This is a genomic window from Streptomyces sp. NPDC005576 (genome assembly GCF_042871745.1).
Lineage (GTDB): Bacteria > Actinomycetota > Actinomycetes > Streptomycetales > Streptomycetaceae > Streptomyces.
In genome coordinates, this window is the sequence record NZ_JBIAJC010000013.1 from 1 (window position 1) to 19,975 (window position 19,975).

A 19,975-nucleotide genomic window follows, 5' to 3' on the forward strand; every position below is an offset into this window, starting at 1 on the left:
CTACGAACGCAAGGCCGACCACTTCCTGGCCTTCACCAGCATCGCCTGCACTCTCATCTGCTACCGCAGGCTCGCCAAATGAGATGACTTCTTAGCCCACGCGCCCTTCGACAGGTCCGGCCGGCGGGCGACCTTCTCTCCCTCCCCCTCCCCCGACAGCCCGTGGGGCGCGAACCTGACGCGCGCCCCACGGGCGCACCCATCAACTTCCGTCTGCATGGACGCAGCCAGTGGATCACGCGCCGGACCGGCCCGTTCAAGAAGGCGCCGAGCCGATGACAGGGTTCCGGAGGGGCCCCTAACCTGTCCCGGTGACGTCATCAGACCTTCTGTCCCGGGCCATGCTCGAACCCACCGATCCACCTTTGCGCCCCCTGCCCCCGCACGTCGCGGACCTCCTCCGCCGAGTGACCGCTCCCCCGAGACTCGCCGCACACCTGCGCGCCGTACACGACGTGGCGTACCAACTGGTCGACTGGACGGAGCTGTGCGCTCCCGGGCTCGCCGTCGACCGCGCGGCTGTCCTCTTCGGGGCGGCAACCCATGACATCGGCAAGACGCAGCATCCCGCAGAACTCTCCGGACCCGGTTCCCTCCACGAAGAAGCCGGAAGGGAAATGCTGTTGGCGCACGGATTCCACGCCGGTCTGGCGCGATTCGCCGGAACGCACGCCGCGTGGACCGCTCCTGGGACAACGATCGAAGACCTGCTGGTGAGCACCGCCGACAAGATCTGGAAAAACAAGCGGGTGCCGGATCTCGAAGACCTCCTCGTCACACGTCTGGTCCGGGCCACCGGCAGGGAGCACTGGGAGGAGTTCCTCGCCCTGGACGAGGCGCTCGAGCACATCGGCGACGGCGCCGAACGACGTCTCGCCCTGCAGGCGTCCTTCCCGGTCCATCCCTGACGGAGCTGTGGCGCTTCCGGGGTGTGTCCCACTCCTGCCTGACCGGGTGTGCCAACGCTCTGTCCGCCGCGTTCGCGTACGTGGCACAGTGCGCCGATCGTCCGCTCCGGTCGCCGGTGGTTCTGTCGCCGGCCGCCGGCGGGAGCGGCGCGGGGACGGCGAGCGCGAAGGGGGCGGGAGCAACCCGGCAGGCGCGGTCGCCGAGGCCGCCGGGCGGCCCACGGCCGACACGGCCGCGAGCACGACGACGCCTGTGGAAGGGGCCCCGGAACAGCGGCGAGAGGACGCACGCCGATACCCGGCCGGAGAGACGGGGAGGGTAGCGGGTGGCCTCCCGCACTTCTGGGTGGACCACCGGCCCGGCCGCCCCACGCGATGGCGACGGGCGCCGCCGCTGACCGCCCCCGGGGCCTGCCGGGCGGCGCCGTAACCTGGGGGCATGCGCATGCGCCCCACTCTGACCTGGACACCTCCCGAAGATCTACCGCCCGGAATCACGGATCCGTCTCCGATCGCCGATGCGCTCAGCGCCGGCGGAGTGCTGGTGCTCAGCGGGGCGGGCATCTCCACGGAGTCGGGCATCCCCGACTACCGGGGAGACGGCGGGAGCCTGAGCCGGCACACCCCGATGACCTACCAGGAGTTCACCGCGGACGCGGGGGCCCGGCGGCGCTACTGGGCGCGCAGTCACCTCGGGTGGCGTACCTTCGGCCGCGCCCGCCCCAACGCGGGGCACCGGGCGGTTGCCGCGTTCGCGCGGCACGGCCTGCTCTCAGGGGTGATCACCCAGAACGTCGACGGCTTGCACCAGGCCGCCGGCAGCCCGGACGCCGTGGAGCTCCACGGGAGCCTGGACCGGGTGGTCTGCCTCTCATGCGGCACCTTCGGCTCGCGCCGCGACCTCGCTGTCCGGCTGGAGGCGGCCAACGAGGGCTTCGCGCCGGTGGCCGCCGCCCTCAACCCGGACGGTGACGCCGACCTCACCGACGAGCAGGTCGGCGACTTCCGTGTGGTGCCCTGCGCGGTCTGCGGCGGCGTACTCAAGCCTGACGTGGTCTTCTTCGGCGAGTCCGTGCCCCCGGAGCGGGTCGAGCGGTGCCGCGCCATGGTCCGTGACGCGGCGTCGCTGCTGGTTCTCGGCTCATCGCTGACGGTGATGTCCGGTCTCCGCTTCGTACGCCAGGCGGCAGAGGACCAGAAGCCGGTGCTGATCGTCAACAGAGACCCTACGCGGGGCGACCGGCACGCCGTCGCCCGCGTCGCGCTCCCGCTGGGGGCGACCCTGACCGCCGTGGCGGACCGGTTGGGGATCACCGTCGCCGACCAGGCAGCCGGGGCCGCTCGCTGACACCCCGACCCGCCCCGCCGGTCCGGGCCGGAGGCGCCCTCGTGCACGGCTCTGCAGGTGAGGACGCCCCGGGCGCTCGCTCGGTGGCGCTCGGTACGGCCGCGAGCGCCTTCCGCCGGGTACGGTGCGGGGTGCGGCCCGGCAACGAGGTGACGATAGGGTGCGGCCCTACCGAACTGGGGGGCTCATGGTGTTTCATGTCCGACTGCGTGCCGCGATACCGGCCGTGGTCCTGGGAGTATGTCTGGCGGGTTGCAGTGCCGCGACCACCACCGGGGCGGGCGGCGACGTTCCGTACGTGGACCCGTCGGTAGCGGCCGCGAAGGTCGCGGCCGCCGGGGCGAGCGCGTCCCCCACGCCCACGGACGACTCGCTGGACACCACCGTGCCCCCGGCCGGCCCGGAACTGGTCCGCGACGCCTTCTCCGGTCTCCAGGCCACCTACCAGGACGGCTGCGCTCCAGGAGACGGGAACTGCGCGTACTTCCTGGGCCGGGTCCACGACGAACTCCTCCGACTGGACAAGTCGATGAAGGCGGACCGGCAGGGCCCGGCCCACTTCAAGGAGCCCCTGGCCTGGATCGATACGCTGGTCACCACGCTGGCCGGCGACGTCTCCACCCCGAACCTGGAGAAGCACCGCACCGAGCTGATCGGGACCCGGGATCGCATCAACAGCTGGATGCAGGGCCACCCGGAGGACTATCGCTGAGTGCGCCCGTCGCGACCGGGCTGCCGCACCCATGGTGTCGCCAGGGACCGCTCCGGGAGGTGTCCGGCAGCCGTCCGCACCCTGGCGGGTGCGCGACGACAGCTACGGCACCTCGCCGGTTGTCGGAACGTCCACATACATCCAGTATGCGGACGCCCCTCCGCCTGGCGATGCACCGCATCTGACGCCGCGCACTGATCCACCACGCATTGCGGGACAGCCCTAAGAGCTCGTAACAGGATCATGGTCGGGTCTTCCCTTTAGAGCTCGTAACACGATCTTGTTGATGTTGGCTGGTGAGGTGTAACCGGTGTGATGATTCGGCCGTTCGTGAGGGTGTGGGTACTCGACCGTGGATCGTGGACGATGAGTTGTGGGCGTTGATCGAGCCGTTGCTGCCGCAGTGGCCGGAGCGGTCGCCGGGGCCGAGGCCGGTGCCGGACCGGCTCTGCCTCCAGGGCATCCTGTTCGTCCTCTACAACGACATAGCCTGGCAACTTCTGCCCTTGGAGCTGGGGTTCGGCTCGGGTCAGACGTGTTGGCGCCGACTGGACCGTTGGCAGAAGGCAGGGGTCTTCGACCGGTTGCACCGGGTCCTGCTCGCGGAGCTGAACGCGGCCGGCGAACTCGACTGGTCACGCGCGTGCGTGGATGGATCCCACATCCGCGCGAAAAAGGGGGCGCCGACACCGGCCCGTCGCCGGTCGACCGGCGGAAAACGGGCAGCAAACACCAGTTGATCTGCGACGGTCGCGGCACCCTGCTCAAGGTCATCACCACCGCGGCCAACGTCAACGACGTCACCCAGACCTTCGCCCTGGTCGACGGCATCCCACCCGTCGCGGGCCGACCCGGACGACCCCGCCGCAGGCCCGAAGCCCTCCTCGGCGACAAGGGGTACGACTCCAACCCGAACCGCGACGCACTGCGCAAGCGCCGGATCCTGCCCGTCATCTCCCACAAGGGCCGCCCGAACATCAAGGGCCTGGGCAAACTCCGCTACGTCGTCGAGCAGACCTTCGCCCTGCTCCACCACTTCAAACGCCTCGCCGTCCGCTGGGAACGCCGCACCGAACTCCATGACGCCTTCGTCTCCCTCGCCTGCAGCCTCATCTGCTACCGCCGCCTCAAGAAGACCCGACCATGATCGTGTTACGAGCTCATAGCAGGGCCGCAGTGAGCGGGTCGGTCCCCGGAGACACTCTCCGGGGGCCGACCCCACCCTCAACCCCAGCCGAGTGCGTCGCCGTGCACGACCGGCGTCTCGCCGAGGAACGGCGTGCCCTCCTCCACGGCGTCGGCCAAGGCCACAAGGAACGCGGTGAGCGAGGGCCAAAGCTGCGCCTCCCCGCCTGTCTCCTTGAAAAAGTAGCCGACGCTGCCCCGGCCCGGGCCTGGCCCGGTGTCAACGAAGAGGCAGCTCGCACCGTCGTGGTTCGCCGCCCACGGGATCCAGTCCAGACGCCACCAGTCGGCCTCCGCATCCGGTCCGTCCACCAGGGACACCAAGCGCGCACGCAGCGCCAGCGCCTCATCTACGCCGAGGAGACCGCACCCGGATACCAAGAACCGGCCTGCCTCGGTGGGGAGCGTGCCGTCACAATGTGCGTACAACTCGCTCAGTTCCTGTGGGAGACCCTCTCTGGCAACAGCTGGCCGTACTGCGGCCAGACTCCCTGGGGCCATCACGGCCAGCCACTCCGTAAGCCGCGTCCATGCCTCCCCGAACGCGTCATTCCCCGTCATGCCCACTCCTCCGTAGGCGCCCGTTCGGGGTGGACACCGACCAGGTTCGTCTGGACTGCCAGTAGCCGGCCGTGGCCGCGGGACACACTTCCGAGCGCTGCTCGGACCCTCGAAGCTCGTGATGCCGTGTCTCTTTGAACATGGAGTCTCCTCTGATAGCGGTCTTTCGTGCTTCCGTATCTGCAGGGTCGTCCATGGTGCGGATGTTCCAGCCTATGAGCTCGTAACACGATCATGGTCGGGTCTTCTTGAGGCGGCGGTAGCAGATGAGGCTGCAGGCGAGGGAGACGAAGGCGTCGTGGAGTTCGGTGCGGCGTTCCCCGCGGACGGCGAGGCGTTTGAAGTGGTGGAGCAGGGCGAAGGTCTGCTCGACGACGTAGCGGAGTTTGCCCAGGCCCTTGATGTTCGGGCGGCCCTTGTGGGAGATGACGGGCAGGATCCGGCGCTTGCGCAGTGCGTCGCGGTTCGGGTTGGAGTCGTACCCCTGGGCTTCGGGCCTGCGGCGGGGTCGTCCGGGTCGGCCCGCGACGGGTGGGATGCCGTCGACCAGGGCGAGGGTCTGGGTGACGTCGTTGACGTTGGCCGCGGTGGTGATGACCTTGAGCGGGGTGCCGCGACCGTCGCAGATCAACTGGTGTTTGCTGCCCGTTTTCCGCCGGTCGACCGGCGACGGGCCGGTGTCGGCGCCCCCTTTTTCGCGCGGATGTGGGATCCATCCACGCACGCGCGTGACCAGTCGAGTTCGCCGGCCGCGTTCAGCTCCGCGAGCAGGACCCGGTGCAACCGGTCGAAGACCCCTGCCTTCTGCCAACGGTCCAGTCGGCGCCCACACGTCTGACCCGAGCCGAACCCCAGCTCCAAGGGCAGAAGTTGCCAGGCTATGTCGTTGTAGAGGACGAACAGGATGCCCTGGAGGCAGAGCCGGTCCGGCACCGGCCTCGGCCCCGGCGACCGCTCCGGCCACTGCGGCAGCAACGGCTCGATCAACGCCCACAACTCATCGTCCACGATCCACGGTCGAGTACCCACACCCTCACGAACGGCCGAATCATCACACCGGTTACGCCTCACCAGCCAACATCAACAAGATCGTGTTACGAGCTCTAAGCCGTGTCCTCTGCGCGGGCCAGCCGCCACAGCTGCCGAACCTCTTGCGGTTCGCGGGCTGGTACAAAAACGGCCCCGCGAGGAAACGGCCCGCGCACCCCGCCCCTTCCGGCGCGTCGGCCCAACCGATAGCCTCGCAGCGCCGCACCACCAGGCCCCGGCGTCATAATTGGGCTGGCCGAGACACTCTTCGACCTCGGTGTGCCCCGCTTCCCTGAGAGGAGAATCGCCGTGTCCCGATGGGTTGTCCTTCGAACTGATGGCATGTCGGAAGGGTTCCGTTACAACGCCCCCTACCGCGACCTCGAAGGGACCGAAGCCGAAGCCCTGAGCGCGATGCTGCGCATCGTCGACACCTACGCGCAGCCGAGGTCCGAGTCGGGGCGCCGTCGCCAGAGAAGGAAGGTTATTCGCGTCACCGACCGCAGTTACATCTTGGAAGTCCATCATCGGATGTCAGCCGAGCATGCCCAATTCACCCTCGCCGAAGTCATAGCCGACACTCATGACGACGACCTTCCCGACACCGTGGGCGGTGAGGCTGCCTCCCTGTGATTAACGAACCACCGTATAGGAATCGGCTGGTGAGGTAGGGAAAGCGGGTCTTGTCCCGTGATGTGGCGCAGGCGATCACCCTGTTGTGCCGGGCAGGGGGGTTGTGCTGTCCGGATAGAGGCTGTCCATGCTCTCGACGGACAGGTAGTGGCGGGGAAGGCGATCCACTCGTCGTGGAGTTCGGCCAGGACGGCGGTGGCCGGCCGGCCGGGCGACGGCGTGGGTGTTCGGGGAGACCTGGACGGCGTCGGACCGGCGTTTGATCTCCCGGTTCAGCCGTTCCAGGGGGTTGGTCGACTGGATCTTCTTCCAGTGCTTATGACGGCGTGGAGAGCCTGGTCGATGCGGCGCCGGCGCTCGAGCAGGCTGGGGAAGAAGCTGCCGGCCCGCAGTTTCGGGATCGCCAGCTCCAGGTGGCCGGCCTGCTCGGTCACGGTCTTGTCCCGGTGGCCGTTGCGGTAACCAGTCCGCGTGGGCGTCTGCTCGTTCCATCCGGCGCCGACGTGCGCAGTGGCCTCGGCCTCGGCCTCGATCAGCTCCTGCAACAGCCGCTCGGCGACTTCCCTCACGAGTTCAAGACCATGTACCGGACGCAGTGACTCCAGCAGGCGGAATAGGTCATGCTGGGACAAGGCCACCGTGTACCCCCTTGGGGTCGAACTGCCTGTTCACACAGACCAGTTACACGGTGGCCATCCTCGTGTTCAGGGAGCACTCGCAGGCAGTCGACGCACACGACGGCTCAGAACAGGCGCATTTCTCCGCCGAGATCCGCTCCACCACTCCACGGGACACCATCCTCGGCGATGAGCCGGGACACGGCGTGGTCGACCGTGCTCCTGGAAAGGCCGGTGGCTTCGGCGAGTTGAGCGCGCGTGAGAGCACCACCGCCCCGGATGACCCGGAAGATCTCTTCCCTGGTCCTGTTGCGGGGTGAGGAGCGATCGGAAGCCACATCCAGGGCCCGATAATGGTGGCCCGTTCGCGTTTCGCCCGTCGTTGGCGAATAGTTCTCGCTGTGCCACACAGAACCCGGCGGCTACAGCTGGTTTCGGATACCGACGGTCCAAAATGTGTTCCGTATACCCCTCTTGGCGTCCGACTCACGGTCGGTGTTCGGAGGAATGCCTACGACGCGAGGTACGGCACCAGCGCCCCCGGCGGCTGCGGACCACGATCGACTGTGCCTCCGTGGACCAACCGGTGACCGCGGCGGCCGTGCGGCGGCGCCACCGTGACCCGCGCCTTTCCGCCGCTGCCGATACTTCGCCCCGCCATACGGGGCTCATACCTCGTTCACGAAGCTCGCCGAGAGTCGGGAAGTAAGAGTTCAATAACCACACACTTCGCTGAGGACGACCCATGTGCCTTGATGGACACTGCGATCACCAGGTGGACATCCTCCGCCGGGACGCCGAGCGGTCCGGTGAACCCGGTAACGGCCCGGGGCGCCGCGGACTCCTGGCCGCGGGCGTCGCCGGCGCGGCCGCCCTCACCCTCGCCCCGATGACCTTCGCGCACTCCGCCGAGGCCGCCGAGTCGACGACCGGGACGACCGGGACGACCGGTAGCACCGGGAACGCCGGGAACGCCGGGACGACGCAGGTCATCAGCGGACATCTGGCCACCGGCGTCGCCGACTTCGTCCACCTCCCGGTGGAGGTGCCGTCCGGCGTGCGGAAGATCTCCGTGTCGTACTCCTACGACAAGCCCGCGGTTCCCTCCGGCACGCCCGGCAACTTCTGCGACATCGGCATCTTCGACGAGCGCGGCGCCGGGCTGGGCGGGCGCGGCTTCCGCGGATGGTCCGGTGGGGCCCGTACCTCCTTCGAGATCAGCAACAGCGAGGCCACCCCGGGCTACTTGCCGGGCAAGGTCCACCGCGGCACCTGGCACATCGTCCTCGGCCCGTACCAGGTCGCCCCGCAGGGGCTGAACTATCGGGTCGAGGTGGGCCTGACCTACGGCGAGCCCGGCCCTGCCGCTCCCCGTGACTTCCCGCCGCAGCGGGCCAAGGGCCGGGGCCGCGCCTGGTACAGGGGCGACTGCCACCTGCACACGGTCCACTCCGACGGCAAGCGTCTGCCCGCCGAGGTGGCGGCCGGCGCCCGTGAAGCAGGGCTCGACTTCATGGTCTCCACCGATCACAACACCTCGTCCGCGCACGCGGTGTGGGGCGACTGCGCCGGATCCGACCTGCTGATCATCACCGGTGAGGAGGTCACCACCCGCAACGGCCACTGGCTCGCCCTCGGCCTTCCCCCCGGCGAGTGGATCGACTGGCGCTACCGCAACCGTGACGACGCCTTCCCGCGCTTCGCCCGTCAGGTGCGCCGCGGCGGTGGCCTCGTGGTGCCCGCCCACATGTACTGCGCGTACGTGGCGAGCCAGTGGAAGTTCGGCTTCGACGACGCCGACGCCACCGAGGTGTGGACCGGCCCGTGGACGTACGACGACGAGCACGCCGTCAGTACCTGGGACCAGAAGATCGGCGAGGCGGTGCGCTCGGGCGGCCGTTGGGTGCCGGCCATGGGCAACAGTGACGCCCACAGCGCCCCGCAGGTCATCGGGCTGCCGCACAACGTCGTCCTCGCGGACGACCTGCGGACCGACTCGGTCATGGACGGAATCCGCGCCGGGCGCAGTTGGATCGCCGAGTCGGCAGCCGTGGAGCTGACCTTCACCGTCAGCGGCGACGCGCGGCAGGCCGGAATCGGCGAGAGGCTCGACGCGCCGGCGGACGCGCCCGTGGACGTCCGGCTGGACGTGAAGGGCGTCCCGAACGGCACGGTCCGCTTCATCACCGACGAGGGTCAGATGCACCAGGAGTCCCTGGGCGCCGAGGGCGCGGGCACGGTGGTGTGGCGCACGACCACCTCGCTCGCCGCGTACGTGCGCGCCGAGGTCCGCCACCCGATGGCGAACGGTTCGGCGGGACAGGGCAACACCATGGGCGACGCCCTGATGTTCGGTCCGATGGCGGCCCTCACCAACCCGGTCTTCCTGAAGCCGTCGGGGCGCTGACGGCCGGTCGGACGCCAAGGGCGCGCGGGCGTGGGGGATGATTCGCGCACTCCCCCTGCCGCGTTTCGCCGGTGGAGGAGCCGCGGGGTGCCGACCCGGGCGGGCACGCGGAGCGCGCCGGACCGAACGGGGCGAAACGGCCCGGACCGAGGTGCGGCGCTCTACCCTGACGGGACGGCAGCACTCCGTCGGGAGGTGCCGCACACCGTTCGGGAGGCCCCGTATGACCGCGCCCGTGGCCGAGGGCCCCAACCCGCCGAGCTTTCCCCCGCGCACGCCGCCTCCCGCGAAGAAGCCGCTCTCGCCGCCTTTGCCGGATCTTCCCCGCGACGGGGCGGAGGGCGGACGGGTGGTACGGAGAACCGTCCTGCGTCGGGTCGGGATGCGGAACCGACGGGGTGCGAACTGGACGTACGAGTCCGCCGCGTGGGTGGTCGGAAAGACCCGGCGTGAGGTTCTCGGACAGCTCGGCGCATGGGGACACCGCCTCGGGCCGGCCGCGGTGCATGGTGTGGGCTCGGCCACGGAACTGCTCCTCGCCACCGCCCTCGGCGACGGTGGCCGGAGGGTCAGCGTGCACCTGTCGGACCAGGGCGGGCAGGCGTGCGTGGTCGTCCTCTCCCACCGCAGCGGCCTGTCCCCGGGGCACACGGCGGACGGCGACGACGTCCTGCACCGGGTCACCGCCCTGCCCGGAGTCGAGGGGTGCGGCACGGAGACGGGCCCGGAAGGCCGGCGCCTCTGGGCCGTCGTCGGCCTCTGACCCGGGCGACGGCGACGGGCCCGGATCGACCGCGCGGACGACGTGACGCAGGATCAGCCCGCTTCGAGCTGGTGGTCGGCCCAAACGTAGGTTTCAGGGAGCAGATCGGCGATGGCCACGGTCCGTACGCGCTCCCCCTCGCCGACGATGACCCCGATGGCGGGGAAGTAGTCGAGGAGCACCTGCCGGCAGCGTCCGCACGGGGGTACGATCCCCCGGTCGCGGTCGCCCACGGCGACAACGGTGTCCAGCTCGTACGCCCCCTGGGCCGCTGCGGTGCCGATGAGGACCAGCTCGGCGCAGGGCCCTCCGGTGAAGTGGTAGGCGTTCACCGCGGTGATGATCCGGCCGTCCCGGGCGCGTGCGGCGGCGGCCATGGTGTGATTGTCGCCCCGGCACCGTGCGCGGGCCACGTCTTCGGCCGCCCGGACGAGTTCGGCGTCGTAGCGGTGGGCCCGCTTGTCGGCAACATCTGTCATGTCTGCCACCCCTCGGGATCAGCCTCCGCTGTGAACGTCGCCTGATCGTAGTCGGCGTGCCGGCCCCGTCCGGCGAGGTCCCAGACCCACAGTCCGACGAAGGCGCCCGTGAAGCCCATGGCTCTGACCTGCCCTCCCTGGACGTCCTCGGCGTGCTCGTCGGAGAGCACGGTGGCGTCGGCCACCCCGCCGAGAGGACGCCAGCCGGCGCCGGTGTCGTAGCGGAAGCGCAGCTCCCCGCCGTCGAGGTCGCACCCCAGGTCCAGACGCGCGGTGCCGTCGAGGGTGCCGTCGAGGAGAATCCCGCCGGCTTCGTCGACCGTCAGCACGCCCCGGTCACTGCTCGCCGTACGCAGCACGGGCCTGGCCTCGTCGTCGGCGGTGACGTACAGGTAGTGCCAGTTGCGGGTGTTGTAGTAGGCGGTGATCCCGGCGAGGTGCTGGAATCCCCCGGGGCGGCACTCCATCGTCGCTTCGAAGGAGCAGCGGGGGGCGGTCACCCGTTGCGCCACCAGGCTGGGTCCGACAAGGCTGTGCGGGGCGCGGCCTCCCTGTATGCGCAGGTGGGAGGGGCGGTCGGTGAGCGACAGCCAGTCCGGTGCGGCGGGGCGCCGGAGGGTGGACCACTGGGGCCCGAGGGTGGAATGGTCGAAGCCGTCTTCGACGTGGGTGCCCGGGGCCGGGGCGTCCTGCGGACCGGTCCCGCCTCCCCAAACGGAGGTGGGGGCGGCCACCTCCGTGGCCGGTTCGCCGGTGGGAACGCGGGGCCAGCCGTCGGGTGTCCAGGTCACGGGCGCCAGCGCCGTCTCGCGGCCGAGGACGCACGGCCCGCGCCGGCCGAGCGGGCGGGAGACGAGGTAGGCCAGGTAGGACTCTCCGGCGGGCGTCGTCACCAGGCTGCCGTGGCCGGCCTTCTGCAGGGGCAGTTCGGGGCGGTGGCGTGCGGTGATGAGCGGGCCGCCCGGATCGCGTGCGTAAGGGCCGGTCAGGGTGCGGGAGCGGGAGACGGTCACCTGGTGGTCGTAGCCGGTTCCGCCGTCGGCCGTCACCAGGTAGTACCAGTCGCCGACGCGGTAGAGGTTGGGGCCCTCGATCCATCCGTCCCCGGGAGGCAGGTCGATGGGGGCGGGGTCGCCGCTCAGGGCGCGGGCCGTGCGGTCGTAGCGGGTCGCCTCCAGGCCGGCGGACCCGCCGTGCCCGGGCCGCCAGTCGTGGACGAGGTTGATCAGCCAGCTGTCGGGGCCGTCGTGGAAGAGGGACGCGTCGAAGCCACGCGCGTGCAGCGGGACCGCTTCGGACCAGGGACCGTGGATCGTGGGAGCGGTGACGAGGTGGTTGGGGGCGTCGGAGAATCCGCCGGTGTACGCCGACACGTTGCTGTAGACGAGGTGGAACAGCCCGTCCGCGTGGCTCAGGCTGGGCGCCCATACGCCGCCGGAGTCGGGACAGCCGGTCAGATCGAGCGCCGGCGGCCCGGTGAGCGCCCCTCCGAGCGGCTCCCAGTGGACCAGGTCCCGTGAGTGGTGGAGCCGGACGCCCGGGCACCACTCGAACGTCGAGGTGGCGAGGTAGTAGTCGTCGCCGACCCGCACGATCGAGGGATCAGGGTGGGAACCGGGCAGCACGGGATTCCGTACGACCTGTGCAGATCCGTCTCGCACGTGCTTCGCGGCCTTCCGCTCCGGCCCGGGCACCCGGGCTCCCGATGATCAAGGTGGACCGTAGCGTCGAACACCCGTATCGACAACCGTCCGCCCCCCTGGTTCTGCCTCGCCCCGAGCGGGCAGGCCGGGCCGGGAGTCGCCCCCGCCCGCGGTCCGGCGGTCAGCCGGCGGGCCGGTCCGCCGGGGTTCCCCGGAGCGCGGAGACGACTCGTGGCCAGGCGTCCTCTCCGAGCAGCGCGTCCGCGTGCGGAGTGCCTCCGTGGAGATGGGCCGCGGACGCCGGGAGGACGTTCTCGCCGGGGAAGCGGGGACGGTGGCCGGCTCCGGCCCGGCTGATCAACGTGACGGGCGCGCCCGCCCGGCGCCGCCGGAGGGCCAGCCGTTCGGCGGCCGGGAGGGAGGGCCACATCGCGTCGTCGCCGCCCGCGACGAGGACCAGTGCGGCTCGGGCGCGTTCCACGGGGATCGCCGCGCCGGGAAGCAGGTGCCCGAAGGACCGGCGGCTGAGCTCGTACCAGGCGGTCATACCGACCGGCTCACCGGCGGGGGTCCCGGGTGTCCAGGAGTCGTCCATGGGGAGGAAGGGCAGCGGCTCACCGCGCCAGGACCACGAGGAACGGTACGGGTGGTGCCTGCCGTCGGGGCCCGGTCCCACGTTGCACCAGACCGAGTCGGTCGGCGACACCGCGACCACCACGTCCACCCGCGGATCGCGCACGGCAGTGAGCAGAGCGGCTTCGGCCCCTTTGGAGACGCCGAGCACCCCGATGCGCGAGGCGCCCGTCGACCTCAGCAGCCCGATGGCGGAGGTGAACGTTTCCAGCGGTATCTCGCAGATGCCCGGCGACTGTCCGGGACCGCCGAACCAGCGCACCGCCAGTGCGGTCAGGCCCTGACCGGCGAGGAGACGCGCCCGTTCGCGGTCCACCCGCCCGCTGGATCCTGCCAGGACGAGGACCGCGGCACGGCTCCGCCCGGCAGGCGTGGCGAGGACGCCCTCCCAGGGGGTGTGTACCTCACGCTCGTGGACTTCCACGCCGGTCCCCTCCCGTCGGCACGAGTCGCGCCGCCCGCAGCTCACGCGGTCCGGGCGGCTCCGGTCGGGATCGTACGGTGCCGGAGCCCGGCAGGCGGCACCGGGGCGTCGACACCGCTGTCCGTACCCGGACGCCGCCGGGTCGCCGGACCGGCCCGCGCAAAATACGCTGCAATGACCGATCCGCACTGGAGCAGCCGATGACTCGCCGGAGGAATTCCGCCCCAGCGAGCGCCGCGGACCTCCTCGGCACCCTGCAGCAGCTCACGGCCCGCGCGCGGCAGGAAGTGGAACTCCACCAGGCCCGGGTGGAACTCGCCGAGGCGTTGCAGCGCACCATGCTTCCGGGCGCGCTGCCTTCGGTGCCCGGTCTGCAGACCGCCGCCCGCTATCAGCCGACCCACCACGGGCTCGACATCGGCGGCGACTGGTACGACGGGTTCGCGCTGCCGGACGGGGCGCTCGGCTTCGCCATCGGTGATGTGCAGGGGCACGACGTCGAGGCGGCGGCCGTCATGGGACAGATCAGGATCGCGATGCGGGCCATCGCGGGCAGCATCTCGGACCCGGGCGAGGTCATGCGCCGCACGAACGACCTGATGATGGCGGTGACGGCGCCCCTCTTCGCCACCTGCACCTTCCTGCGGGTCGATCCGGCCGGCCAGGAACTCCACTCCGCCCGCGCGGGTCACGTGGCGAGCGTGTGGGCGACCGTCGACGGGCGGTCCGGGATCGCGGAGGGCCCGGGTGGGCTGCCGCTGGGCATCATGGGCGGGGAGGTCTATCCCGTCACCCGGCGCAGGCTCGACGTCCCCGGCGCGGTGGTTCTGCTGACCGACGGGCTCGTCGAGGGGCCTTCCCTCGACCTCGACGAGGGACTCGATGCGATACGCCGACTGGTGAGCGCCCATGTGACCGCCTCCGCAGAGGAACTCGCCCAGACGGTGCTCGGTGCCGCGGACATGACGGGCCACGAGGATGACGTGGCCTTCCTCGTCCTGCGGCACGGGGGCGGCCCGGACGGCTGACGGCGGACCGCGCGTGTCACCGCCGGTGTCACGCGGGGCGCGGTGTCTGATGACCTCTGTGACCCGCAGTGAGAAGGCCAGACGCCGGACCGTGGCCGCCGCCCAGCTCCTGGGCGTCGCAGCCGCGTACTACCTGTCCGGCCGACTGGGCCTGCTCCGACGGGTGGAGGCGTACCAGTCGGTCGTGACGCCCCTGTGGCCTCCCACGGGAATGGCGCTGGGCGCCCTGTTGCAGTTCGGCGGACGGATCTGGCCGGGCATCGCGCTCGGCGCCCTGGGCACCACGCTCTCCGTGAGCGGCTCGTTCTCGCCCCTGGGGATCGGCATCCTGATCGGCAACACACTCGCACCGGTGTGCGCCTGGATCGCCCTGCGCTCGGTGGGCTTCCGGGAGGAGCTGGACCGCCTGCGGGACGGGGTCGCGCTGGTCTTCCTGGGCGCCTTCGCCGGCATGCTGATCAGCGCCACCCTGGGTACCGTCACGCTGGTACTGACCGAGAAGCTGCCACCGGAGAGGTTCTGGCCCGTCTGGGCGTGCTGGTGGGCCGGTGACGTGATGGGGGTGCTCGTGGTGACGCCCATCCTTCTCGTCCTGCGCCGCGCGCGGTGGCCCCGGGTCACGGACCGCTGGCTGGAGGCCATCGGTCTCTTCATCGTCATCACGGCCGCCTCGGTCCTGGCGACGACCAGCACGCTCGCCATGCTCTACCTGGTGTTTCCCGTCCTGATCTGGGCGGCGCTCCGCTTCCAGCTGGCGGGCAGCGCCCCGTGCGCCCTGCTCGTCTCCGTCCTCGCGGTGATCTCGGCGACGCATCAGGCCGGGCCGTTCCGGGGCCACGGGGTGCTGGAGGTGATGCTCGACCTCGCCCTGCTGAACGGCTCGGTGACGCTCACCTCGCTCCTGCTGTCGGCGGTCGTCACGGAGCAGCTGGTCATCCGCCGCGAGATGGAGAGGGCCTGCGTGGAGCTGGCGGAGCTGGTCGAGGAACTGACGCCCCGATCGGCCGCCCGTGCCCGGAGACCATCGTCCGGCGAACGCGCGGCGATCGGTCCGGAGCCCGGGTGAGACGGGCGGCCGGGCGCGAGCGTCAGTCCCCCGACCGGGGGAAGAACCGCCGCAGGAAATCGTTACGGAAGGCTCCCTCGGGGTCGTACCGGGTGGCCAGTTCCTCGAAGCGGGCGTAGTCGGGGTACAGGTCCCGCAGGTTTCCGGGGCCCATCGGGAAGACCTTGCCCCAGTGGGGCCTGGCGCCGAAGGGGGCCAGTGCCTCTTCGACGGCGTGCAGCACCGGCGTGACGGCCGCGGCGTCCGGCTTCCAGGTGAAGTGGAAGGCCACCGAGTCGCGCCCCTGGGCGGGGCTCAGCCAGAGGTCGTCGGCCGCCACCGTCCGGATCTCGGCGATCAGCAGCAGGGGCGCGACGCGGTCCCGGATGCGCTCCAGCGCCTCGAAGGCCGCGGGGGCGTCCTGCCGTGCCACGAAGTACTCCGACTGCAGTTCGTCGCCGCTGCTCGGGGTGAACTCGAGGCGGAAGTGGGGCAACCGTTCGTGCCAGGGGCCGGGTACCCCCTGCTGCACGGTGCAGTTCCCGGCCGGCATCCCGGGTACCGGGTGACGGGGGCCGTCCGCCAGCACCGCGCCGCGCCACTCGGCCGGGGCGTCGTCCGCGTCCTCTGCGGTCACGGCACGCTTCACCCACACCTGGTCGACCGGTCCGTCGCGCCAGCTCGTGAAGAGGCTGACGCTGTACCCCGCGGACATGATCTCGTCGAACCCGTGCACCGCCTGGTCGCGGGGCAGGTCCTCGTAGACCCATTGCCGGATGTCGAAGGTGGGCACGAGGTCGAGGGTCAGCCGTGTGACGACACCGAGCGCCCCGAGGGACACCACCGCGCCGGGGAAGTCGGGGTGGCCACGCTCCAGCGTGGTCAGGGAACCGTCCGCGCGGACGAGTTCGACGGCACGGACCGCACCGGCCAGCGAGCGGTTCCCGATACCGGAACCGTGGGTCCCGGTGGCGCAGGCTCCGGCGACCGAGATGTGCGGCAGGGAGCCGAGGTTGTGGAGGGCGAAGCCGCTCCCGTGCAGGGCGCCGGTCAACTCCCCGAACCGCAGTCCGGCGCTCACCGTGGCGGTCCGGGCGACGGAGTCGATGTCGACCACCCGGGGCAGCCCGGCGACGGAGACCAGGTCACCGCGCGTGTCGGCGATCTCGTTGAAGGAGTGCCGGGTGCCGAGGGCGCGTATTTCGGCGGACGATCCGACGATGTGGCGCAGCTCCTCCACGGAGGTGGGGGTCAGCAGGCGCCGGGCACCGAAGGTGACGTTCTTGGCCCAGTTCCGCTCGGGCGCGTTCACGCGGCGCTCTCCCGTCGGGCCGTACGGGCGGTGGGGCGCGCAGCAGCCTGCGGACACGCGGCGGTTCCCTGCTCGGGACATGAGCGCGGGACAGAATGATCGATCATGCGTACGAAGCTTAGTCACCGGCACCGGTCGACGGGATGGCCGGTGAGGGTGGCATCCGGCACCTTCGTGCGCGTCCTCAGTAGGGAAGCGGCCGACCGGACGGCGTGCGCAGATCGAGCGGGGGCGGCCCCGAGGGCGGCGGTGGACGGCGGACGATCCTGATGCGGCCCATGGCCACCACCTCCTGTTGGTCAACCGGTATCTGCCCAGGGGGGCGGTGTTCACACTTCCGCGCGGGTGCGGGCTTCGCATCCCGGGGGTACGACCGGGGATGCGGAGCGGGCGCGGTGCGGCGAACCTTGAGAGGACCGCGGGGGACGAGACGGAAGGGACGCGCCATGTCGGCGATGGACAAGATCAAGAAGATGCTCAAGGGACATGAGGAGCAGACGGGCAAGGCCGTCGACAAGGGCGGCGACATGGTCGACAAGAAGACCGGGAACAAGTACGAGGGCCAGGTCGACACCGCTCAGGACGGCCTCCGGCGTCAGTTCGGGGCGGGGGACGAGCGGGGCGGCGAGAGCGACCCGCCCCGCCGGTAGACGGGCCGGCGGCGCGTCGGAGCCGCTGTGATCCGCCGCACGCCGTCGTGGGAAGCCGCGGTCGGGGCCGCAGGGTCTCCCCGGGCCGGCGCGCCGCCCCGGGCGCTCTTCCCGCCGACGGGCGCGTCTTCACGGCGTGGAGTGTTCACCTGCCGGAAACGGTAGGACAGCGGGTTCTCGCCGGCGCTCCCTTAGGCTGGCCTCGAAGCCAAGGCCGAGGACGTCCACCGGCGCATCACGTCACCGCTGGACGGGAGCCTCGTGATCCGACCTGTCGTGCCCGCTTTCTCCTTCCCCATCCGCACCCGGCCGCTGCCCCGCTGGCTCGGCCACGTCATGAACCTGCCGCGCGCCCCGGTGCCCTGGGGTGCGGTTCTGCGGGGCGGGCCTGCCGCACTGCCCCTGCTGCTGTCGGTCCTGGCCGACCGGCCCTCGCTGGGGGTACCCGCCGCGCTGGGGGCCATGCTCGCGGGGATCAACGACCGGCCGGGCAGCCGCCGCGGCGCGGTGCTGCGGCTCGGGCTTCCCGCGGTGATCGGCTCCCTCGGGCTGTTCGTCGGCACCTGGCTCGGCGACATCACCGGCGGGAGCCGTTCGCTGGTGTTCCTGCCGCTCGCGCTGGGCCTTCTCGGGCTCGTGGCGGGCGCGCTCAGCTCCGCCGGACCGGTGGCCTCCTCCTGCGGAACCCAGTTGCTGGTGGCGGCCGTGATCGGCGCCGGAATGCCGCTGCCCGAACCTGGCTGGCAGCGCGCGGGTCTCTTCCTCGCCGGCGCGGTGTGGCTGCTCATTCTGCGACTGGTACTGCCCTCCCCGGTACGTTCGCGGGCCGGAGGAGGCGCTCCGTACGTCCTCGACGGGGAGCGCGAGGCCGTGGCGGCGGTGTACACGGCCGTCGCCGATCTGCTCCGGGCCGCCGGGAGCGAGCACGCCCCGAGCCGTCGCGCGGCCCTGAGTGCCGCGCTCGACCACGCGCAGGACACGCTGTCCGGGCCGAGGCTGCGGCGGCACGCGAGTTCGGCGGCCGAGCGCAGACTGCACGCCCGGTACGCCGCCGCGTTCCCCCTGGCCGAGGCGGCGACCGCGTTGGCCTGGGCAGGGGAACCGCTGCCGGCCCGGATCTCCGAGGGGCCGGACCGGCTGGCGCGGGCCGTCCTCACGGGTGCCCCCTGCGGCCCGCTCCCCGCGCCGGTCCGGTCCCGCTCGGGGCTGCGGGCTCTCGACGAGGCGCTGCTGGGCGCGGCCGCCGATTTCGACAACCGGGAGGGGCGCCGGCTGCGGCCCGGCGGAGCGTCCGGCCCGACGTCGCTGCTGCGGCGCGCCTTCGGCCCGGCCGGACGGGCGTACGGCATCCGGGTCGCCTTGTGCTGCGGGACGAGCACCGTGCTCGCCCAGGTGCTCCGTCATGACCACTGGTACTGGCTGCCGGCGACCGCCGTGTTCCTGGTCAAGCCCGATCTCGGGCCGCTGGCCTCGCGGGTGCTGTGCCGGGCGGCCGGGACGGTGGCGGGAGCCGCCCTCTTCGCCGTGCTGCTGGCGCCGTTCGCCGGGCCTGCGGTCGCGGTCGGAGCGGTGGCGGTGTGCGGCGCGCTCATCCCCGTGGCCAGCCGGCACTTCGCGGCCCAGACCGCGGTCGTCACCGTGCTCGTGCTCTCGCTGGTGCTGCTGACCGGTGAGCCCTCCGCCGGTGCCGGGCGCGTCGTGGAGTCGTTGCTGGCGTGTGCTCTCGTACTGGTCATCGGTCATGTGCGGATGCCGCGTCAGCGGATGCACTCGGTGCGCTCGGCGCTGGACGCGTCGGCCTCGGCCGCGCACCGGTATCTGCGTCATGTGCTGGAGCACCCCGGGGACGTGGAGCGCCGTGGCGACCTGCGGCGGGATGCCTACCGGTCACTCGCGGTGGCCCGGAACGCGATCGATCTGTCGGCTGCCGAACTGCCTCCGGTGGCCCGGCGTACGGCGGGGGCTGCCGAGGTGGCCCAGGCGCTGGAGATGCTGATCGACACGACGACGGCCTGCGCCGTGCACCTGGCCGGGCGCCCGGCCGGACTGTCCCGTCCGTACGCCGACCGTCTGACCGCCCGGCTGTCCGCTCTCGCCGCCGCGCGGACGGGCGTCTTCGGACCGGACAGGCACGGTGCGGGGGCGCCGCCGAGGGCGGGGTGGGGACTCGTGGAGGTCCCCGCCGCGGGAGCGGTGCCCGCGGCGGGGAGCGTGGTGCAGCGGGTCAGCGGGTGAGCAGGGTCAGCGCGGCGCAGGCGCCCGTCACGGCACCGGCCCCGGCGACCGACAGCGCCACACAGCGGTTCCTGAGCTGTTCGTAGCGTGCGGTGTACTCGGCACGGAGTTCGACGGCCCGCCCGGCGACTCTGGTGAACGAGTCGCGGCAGACCGCCACGCGGTCGATGACGTAGACGCGTTCCACGTCCTCGCGTTGGGCGCTGGTGAGCCAGGGGAGCTGATCGGTGAAGCGGCCTGCGTGGCGGCGGGCTTCCTCGACCTCGGCGTTCCACAGGAGGTAGCCCTCCATGCGGGCGAGACCCCGGGCGCAGTCAGGATCGGGTTTCACGCGTTCCTCTTCTCGTGACGGCGGACGTCTTC

20 protein-coding genes and 1 pseudogene are annotated in these 19,975 nt (G+C 71.5%); 11 read left to right on the plus strand and 10 right to left on the minus strand.

The genetic code is table 11. The annotated features are described in order from the left end of the window. Nucleotides 1-341 precede the first annotated feature (341 nt). The 4 genes from ACFYPN_RS23185 to ACFYPN_RS23200 all read left to right on the plus strand — a co-directional run bounded on the left by ACFYPN_RS23185 (nucleotide 342) and on the right by ACFYPN_RS23200 (nucleotide 4,115). Nucleotides 342-908 (plus strand): HD domain-containing protein, encoded by a 567-nt coding sequence (locus ACFYPN_RS23185; protein WP_358766306.1) that lies wholly within the window; start codon nucleotides 342-344, stop codon nucleotides 906-908. 439 nt (nucleotides 909-1,347) lie between these two features. Continuing rightward, nucleotides 1,348-2,256 (plus strand): NAD-dependent protein deacetylase, encoded by a 909-nt coding sequence (locus ACFYPN_RS23190; RefSeq protein WP_358766302.1) that lies wholly within the window; start codon nucleotides 1,348-1,350, stop codon nucleotides 2,254-2,256. Between the two features lie 187 nt (nucleotides 2,257-2,443). Continuing rightward, nucleotides 2,444-2,968, plus strand: coding sequence for a hypothetical protein (locus tag ACFYPN_RS23195; RefSeq protein WP_358766304.1), 525 nt, complete (start codon nucleotides 2,444-2,446; stop codon nucleotides 2,966-2,968). 356 nt (nucleotides 2,969-3,324) lie between these two features. Then, nucleotides 3,325-4,115 (plus strand): IS5 family transposase gene (locus ACFYPN_RS23200; RefSeq protein WP_389300945.1). Its coding sequence is split into 2 segments (ribosomal slippage): nucleotides 3,325-3,639 and nucleotides 3,642-4,115, totalling 789 coding nucleotides; the frame shifts between segments, so codons are not numbered across the junction. A gap of 77 nt (nucleotides 4,116-4,192) precedes the next feature. Here ACFYPN_RS23200 and ACFYPN_RS23205 read toward each other — a convergent pair. Both ACFYPN_RS23205 and ACFYPN_RS23210 read right to left on the minus strand, forming a co-directional pair. Continuing rightward, nucleotides 4,193-4,714 (minus strand): SMI1/KNR4 family protein, encoded by a 522-nt coding sequence (locus ACFYPN_RS23205; RefSeq protein ID WP_389300702.1) that lies wholly within the window; start codon nucleotides 4,712-4,714, stop codon nucleotides 4,193-4,195. A 232-nt stretch (nucleotides 4,715-4,946) separates the two neighbouring features. Then, a protein-coding gene (locus tag ACFYPN_RS23210; RefSeq protein ID WP_389300948.1) for an IS5 family transposase occupies nucleotides 4,947-5,725 on the minus strand; the annotation gives its coding sequence in 2 pieces (ribosomal slippage) (nucleotides 4,947-5,408 and nucleotides 5,411-5,725; 777 coding nt in all). Nucleotides 5,726-6,052: 327 nt separating this feature from the next. Here ACFYPN_RS23210 and ACFYPN_RS23215 point away from each other — a divergent pair. Next, a complete protein-coding gene (locus ACFYPN_RS23215) occupies nucleotides 6,053-6,376 on the plus strand; it encodes a hypothetical protein (RefSeq protein ID WP_358765960.1) in 324 nt (107 codons plus the stop codon). Nucleotides 6,377-6,451: 75 nt separating this feature from the next. Here the strand turns inward: ACFYPN_RS23215 and ACFYPN_RS23220 are convergent. The 3 genes and pseudogenes from ACFYPN_RS23220 to ACFYPN_RS23230 all read right to left on the minus strand — a co-directional run. Next, nucleotides 6,452-6,691: pseudogene (locus ACFYPN_RS23220) on the minus strand (transposase); the annotation flags it as partial. Then, nucleotides 6,649-7,014, minus strand: a complete 366-nt coding sequence (locus ACFYPN_RS23225; protein WP_389300705.1) for a transposase — start codon at nucleotides 7,012-7,014, stop codon at nucleotides 6,649-6,651. The gene ACFYPN_RS23225 and the pseudogene ACFYPN_RS23220, both read right to left, overlap by 43 nt. A 104-nt stretch (nucleotides 7,015-7,118) precedes the next feature. Further along, entirely contained in the window at nucleotides 7,119-7,331 is a 213-nt protein-coding gene (locus ACFYPN_RS23230) for a winged helix-turn-helix transcriptional regulator (protein WP_389300951.1), read from the minus strand. 407 nt (nucleotides 7,332-7,738) lie between these two features. Here ACFYPN_RS23230 and ACFYPN_RS23235 point away from each other — a divergent pair, with 407 nt between their 5' ends. Both ACFYPN_RS23235 and ACFYPN_RS23240 read left to right on the plus strand, forming a co-directional pair. After that, entirely contained in the window at nucleotides 7,739-9,400 is a 1,662-nt protein-coding gene (locus tag ACFYPN_RS23235; RefSeq protein ID WP_389300707.1) for a CehA/McbA family metallohydrolase, read from the plus strand. A 223-nt stretch (nucleotides 9,401-9,623) separates the two neighbouring features. Further along, nucleotides 9,624-10,163, plus strand: coding sequence for a hypothetical protein (locus ACFYPN_RS23240; protein WP_389300709.1), 540 nt, complete (start codon nucleotides 9,624-9,626; stop codon nucleotides 10,161-10,163). 53 nt (nucleotides 10,164-10,216) lie between these two features. On the opposite strand, the gene ACFYPN_RS23245 is transcribed toward ACFYPN_RS23240, so the two are convergent. The 3 genes from ACFYPN_RS23245 to ACFYPN_RS23255 form a co-directional block, all read right to left on the minus strand. Further along, complete coding sequence (locus ACFYPN_RS23245; protein ID WP_389300712.1) at nucleotides 10,217-10,642, minus strand: cytidine deaminase family protein; 426 nt, start codon at nucleotides 10,640-10,642, stop codon at nucleotides 10,217-10,219. Further along, nucleotides 10,639-12,267 (minus strand): family 43 glycosylhydrolase, encoded by a 1,629-nt coding sequence (locus ACFYPN_RS23250; protein ID WP_389300714.1) that lies wholly within the window; start codon nucleotides 12,265-12,267, stop codon nucleotides 10,639-10,641. Before ACFYPN_RS23250 ends, ACFYPN_RS23245 begins: the two co-directional genes overlap by 4 nt. A gap of 199 nt (nucleotides 12,268-12,466) precedes the next feature. Then, nucleotides 12,467-13,342 (minus strand): acyl-CoA thioester hydrolase/BAAT C-terminal domain-containing protein, encoded by an 876-nt coding sequence (locus ACFYPN_RS23255; RefSeq protein ID WP_389300717.1) that lies wholly within the window; start codon nucleotides 13,340-13,342, stop codon nucleotides 12,467-12,469. A 200-nt stretch (nucleotides 13,343-13,542) separates the two neighbouring features. Between ACFYPN_RS23255 and ACFYPN_RS23260 the strand changes: the two genes are divergently transcribed. Next, nucleotides 13,543-14,370: a PP2C family protein-serine/threonine phosphatase gene (locus ACFYPN_RS23260; RefSeq protein ID WP_358765946.1), complete on the plus strand. Its 828-nt coding sequence runs from the start codon at nucleotides 13,543-13,545 to the stop codon at nucleotides 14,368-14,370. 58 nt (nucleotides 14,371-14,428) lie between these two features. Continuing rightward, a complete protein-coding gene (locus tag ACFYPN_RS23265; protein WP_358765963.1) occupies nucleotides 14,429-15,436 on the plus strand; it encodes an MASE1 domain-containing protein in 1,008 nt (335 codons plus the stop codon). A 22-nt stretch (nucleotides 15,437-15,458) separates the two neighbouring features. On the opposite strand, the gene ACFYPN_RS23270 is transcribed toward ACFYPN_RS23265, so the two are convergent. Further along, entirely contained in the window at nucleotides 15,459-16,727 is a 1,269-nt protein-coding gene (locus ACFYPN_RS23270; protein WP_389300720.1) for a D-arabinono-1,4-lactone oxidase, read from the minus strand. A 446-nt stretch (nucleotides 16,728-17,173) separates the two neighbouring features. Between ACFYPN_RS23270 and ACFYPN_RS23275 the strand changes: the two genes are divergently transcribed. Together ACFYPN_RS23275 and ACFYPN_RS23280 are read left to right on the plus strand one after the other, a co-directional pair. Beyond that, nucleotides 17,174-17,377 (plus strand): antitoxin, encoded by a 204-nt coding sequence (locus tag ACFYPN_RS23275; protein ID WP_358765942.1) that lies wholly within the window; start codon nucleotides 17,174-17,176, stop codon nucleotides 17,375-17,377. Nucleotides 17,378-17,713: 336 nt separating this feature from the next. Beyond that, the gene (locus ACFYPN_RS23280) at nucleotides 17,714-19,612 is read left to right on the plus strand and encodes an FUSC family protein (RefSeq protein ID WP_358765961.1); all 1,899 of its coding nucleotides are present in this window, start codon (nucleotides 17,714-17,716) and stop codon (nucleotides 19,610-19,612) included. Here the strand turns inward: ACFYPN_RS23280 and ACFYPN_RS23285 are convergent. Continuing rightward, nucleotides 19,602-19,943 carry a hypothetical protein gene (locus tag ACFYPN_RS23285; RefSeq protein ID WP_358765940.1) on the minus strand — a complete coding sequence of 114 codons (342 nt, stop codon included), beginning with the start codon at nucleotides 19,941-19,943 and terminating at the stop codon, nucleotides 19,602-19,604. The two genes, ACFYPN_RS23280 and ACFYPN_RS23285, sit on opposite strands and share 11 nt — an antisense overlap. Between the last annotated feature and the right edge of the window lie 32 nt (nucleotides 19,944-19,975).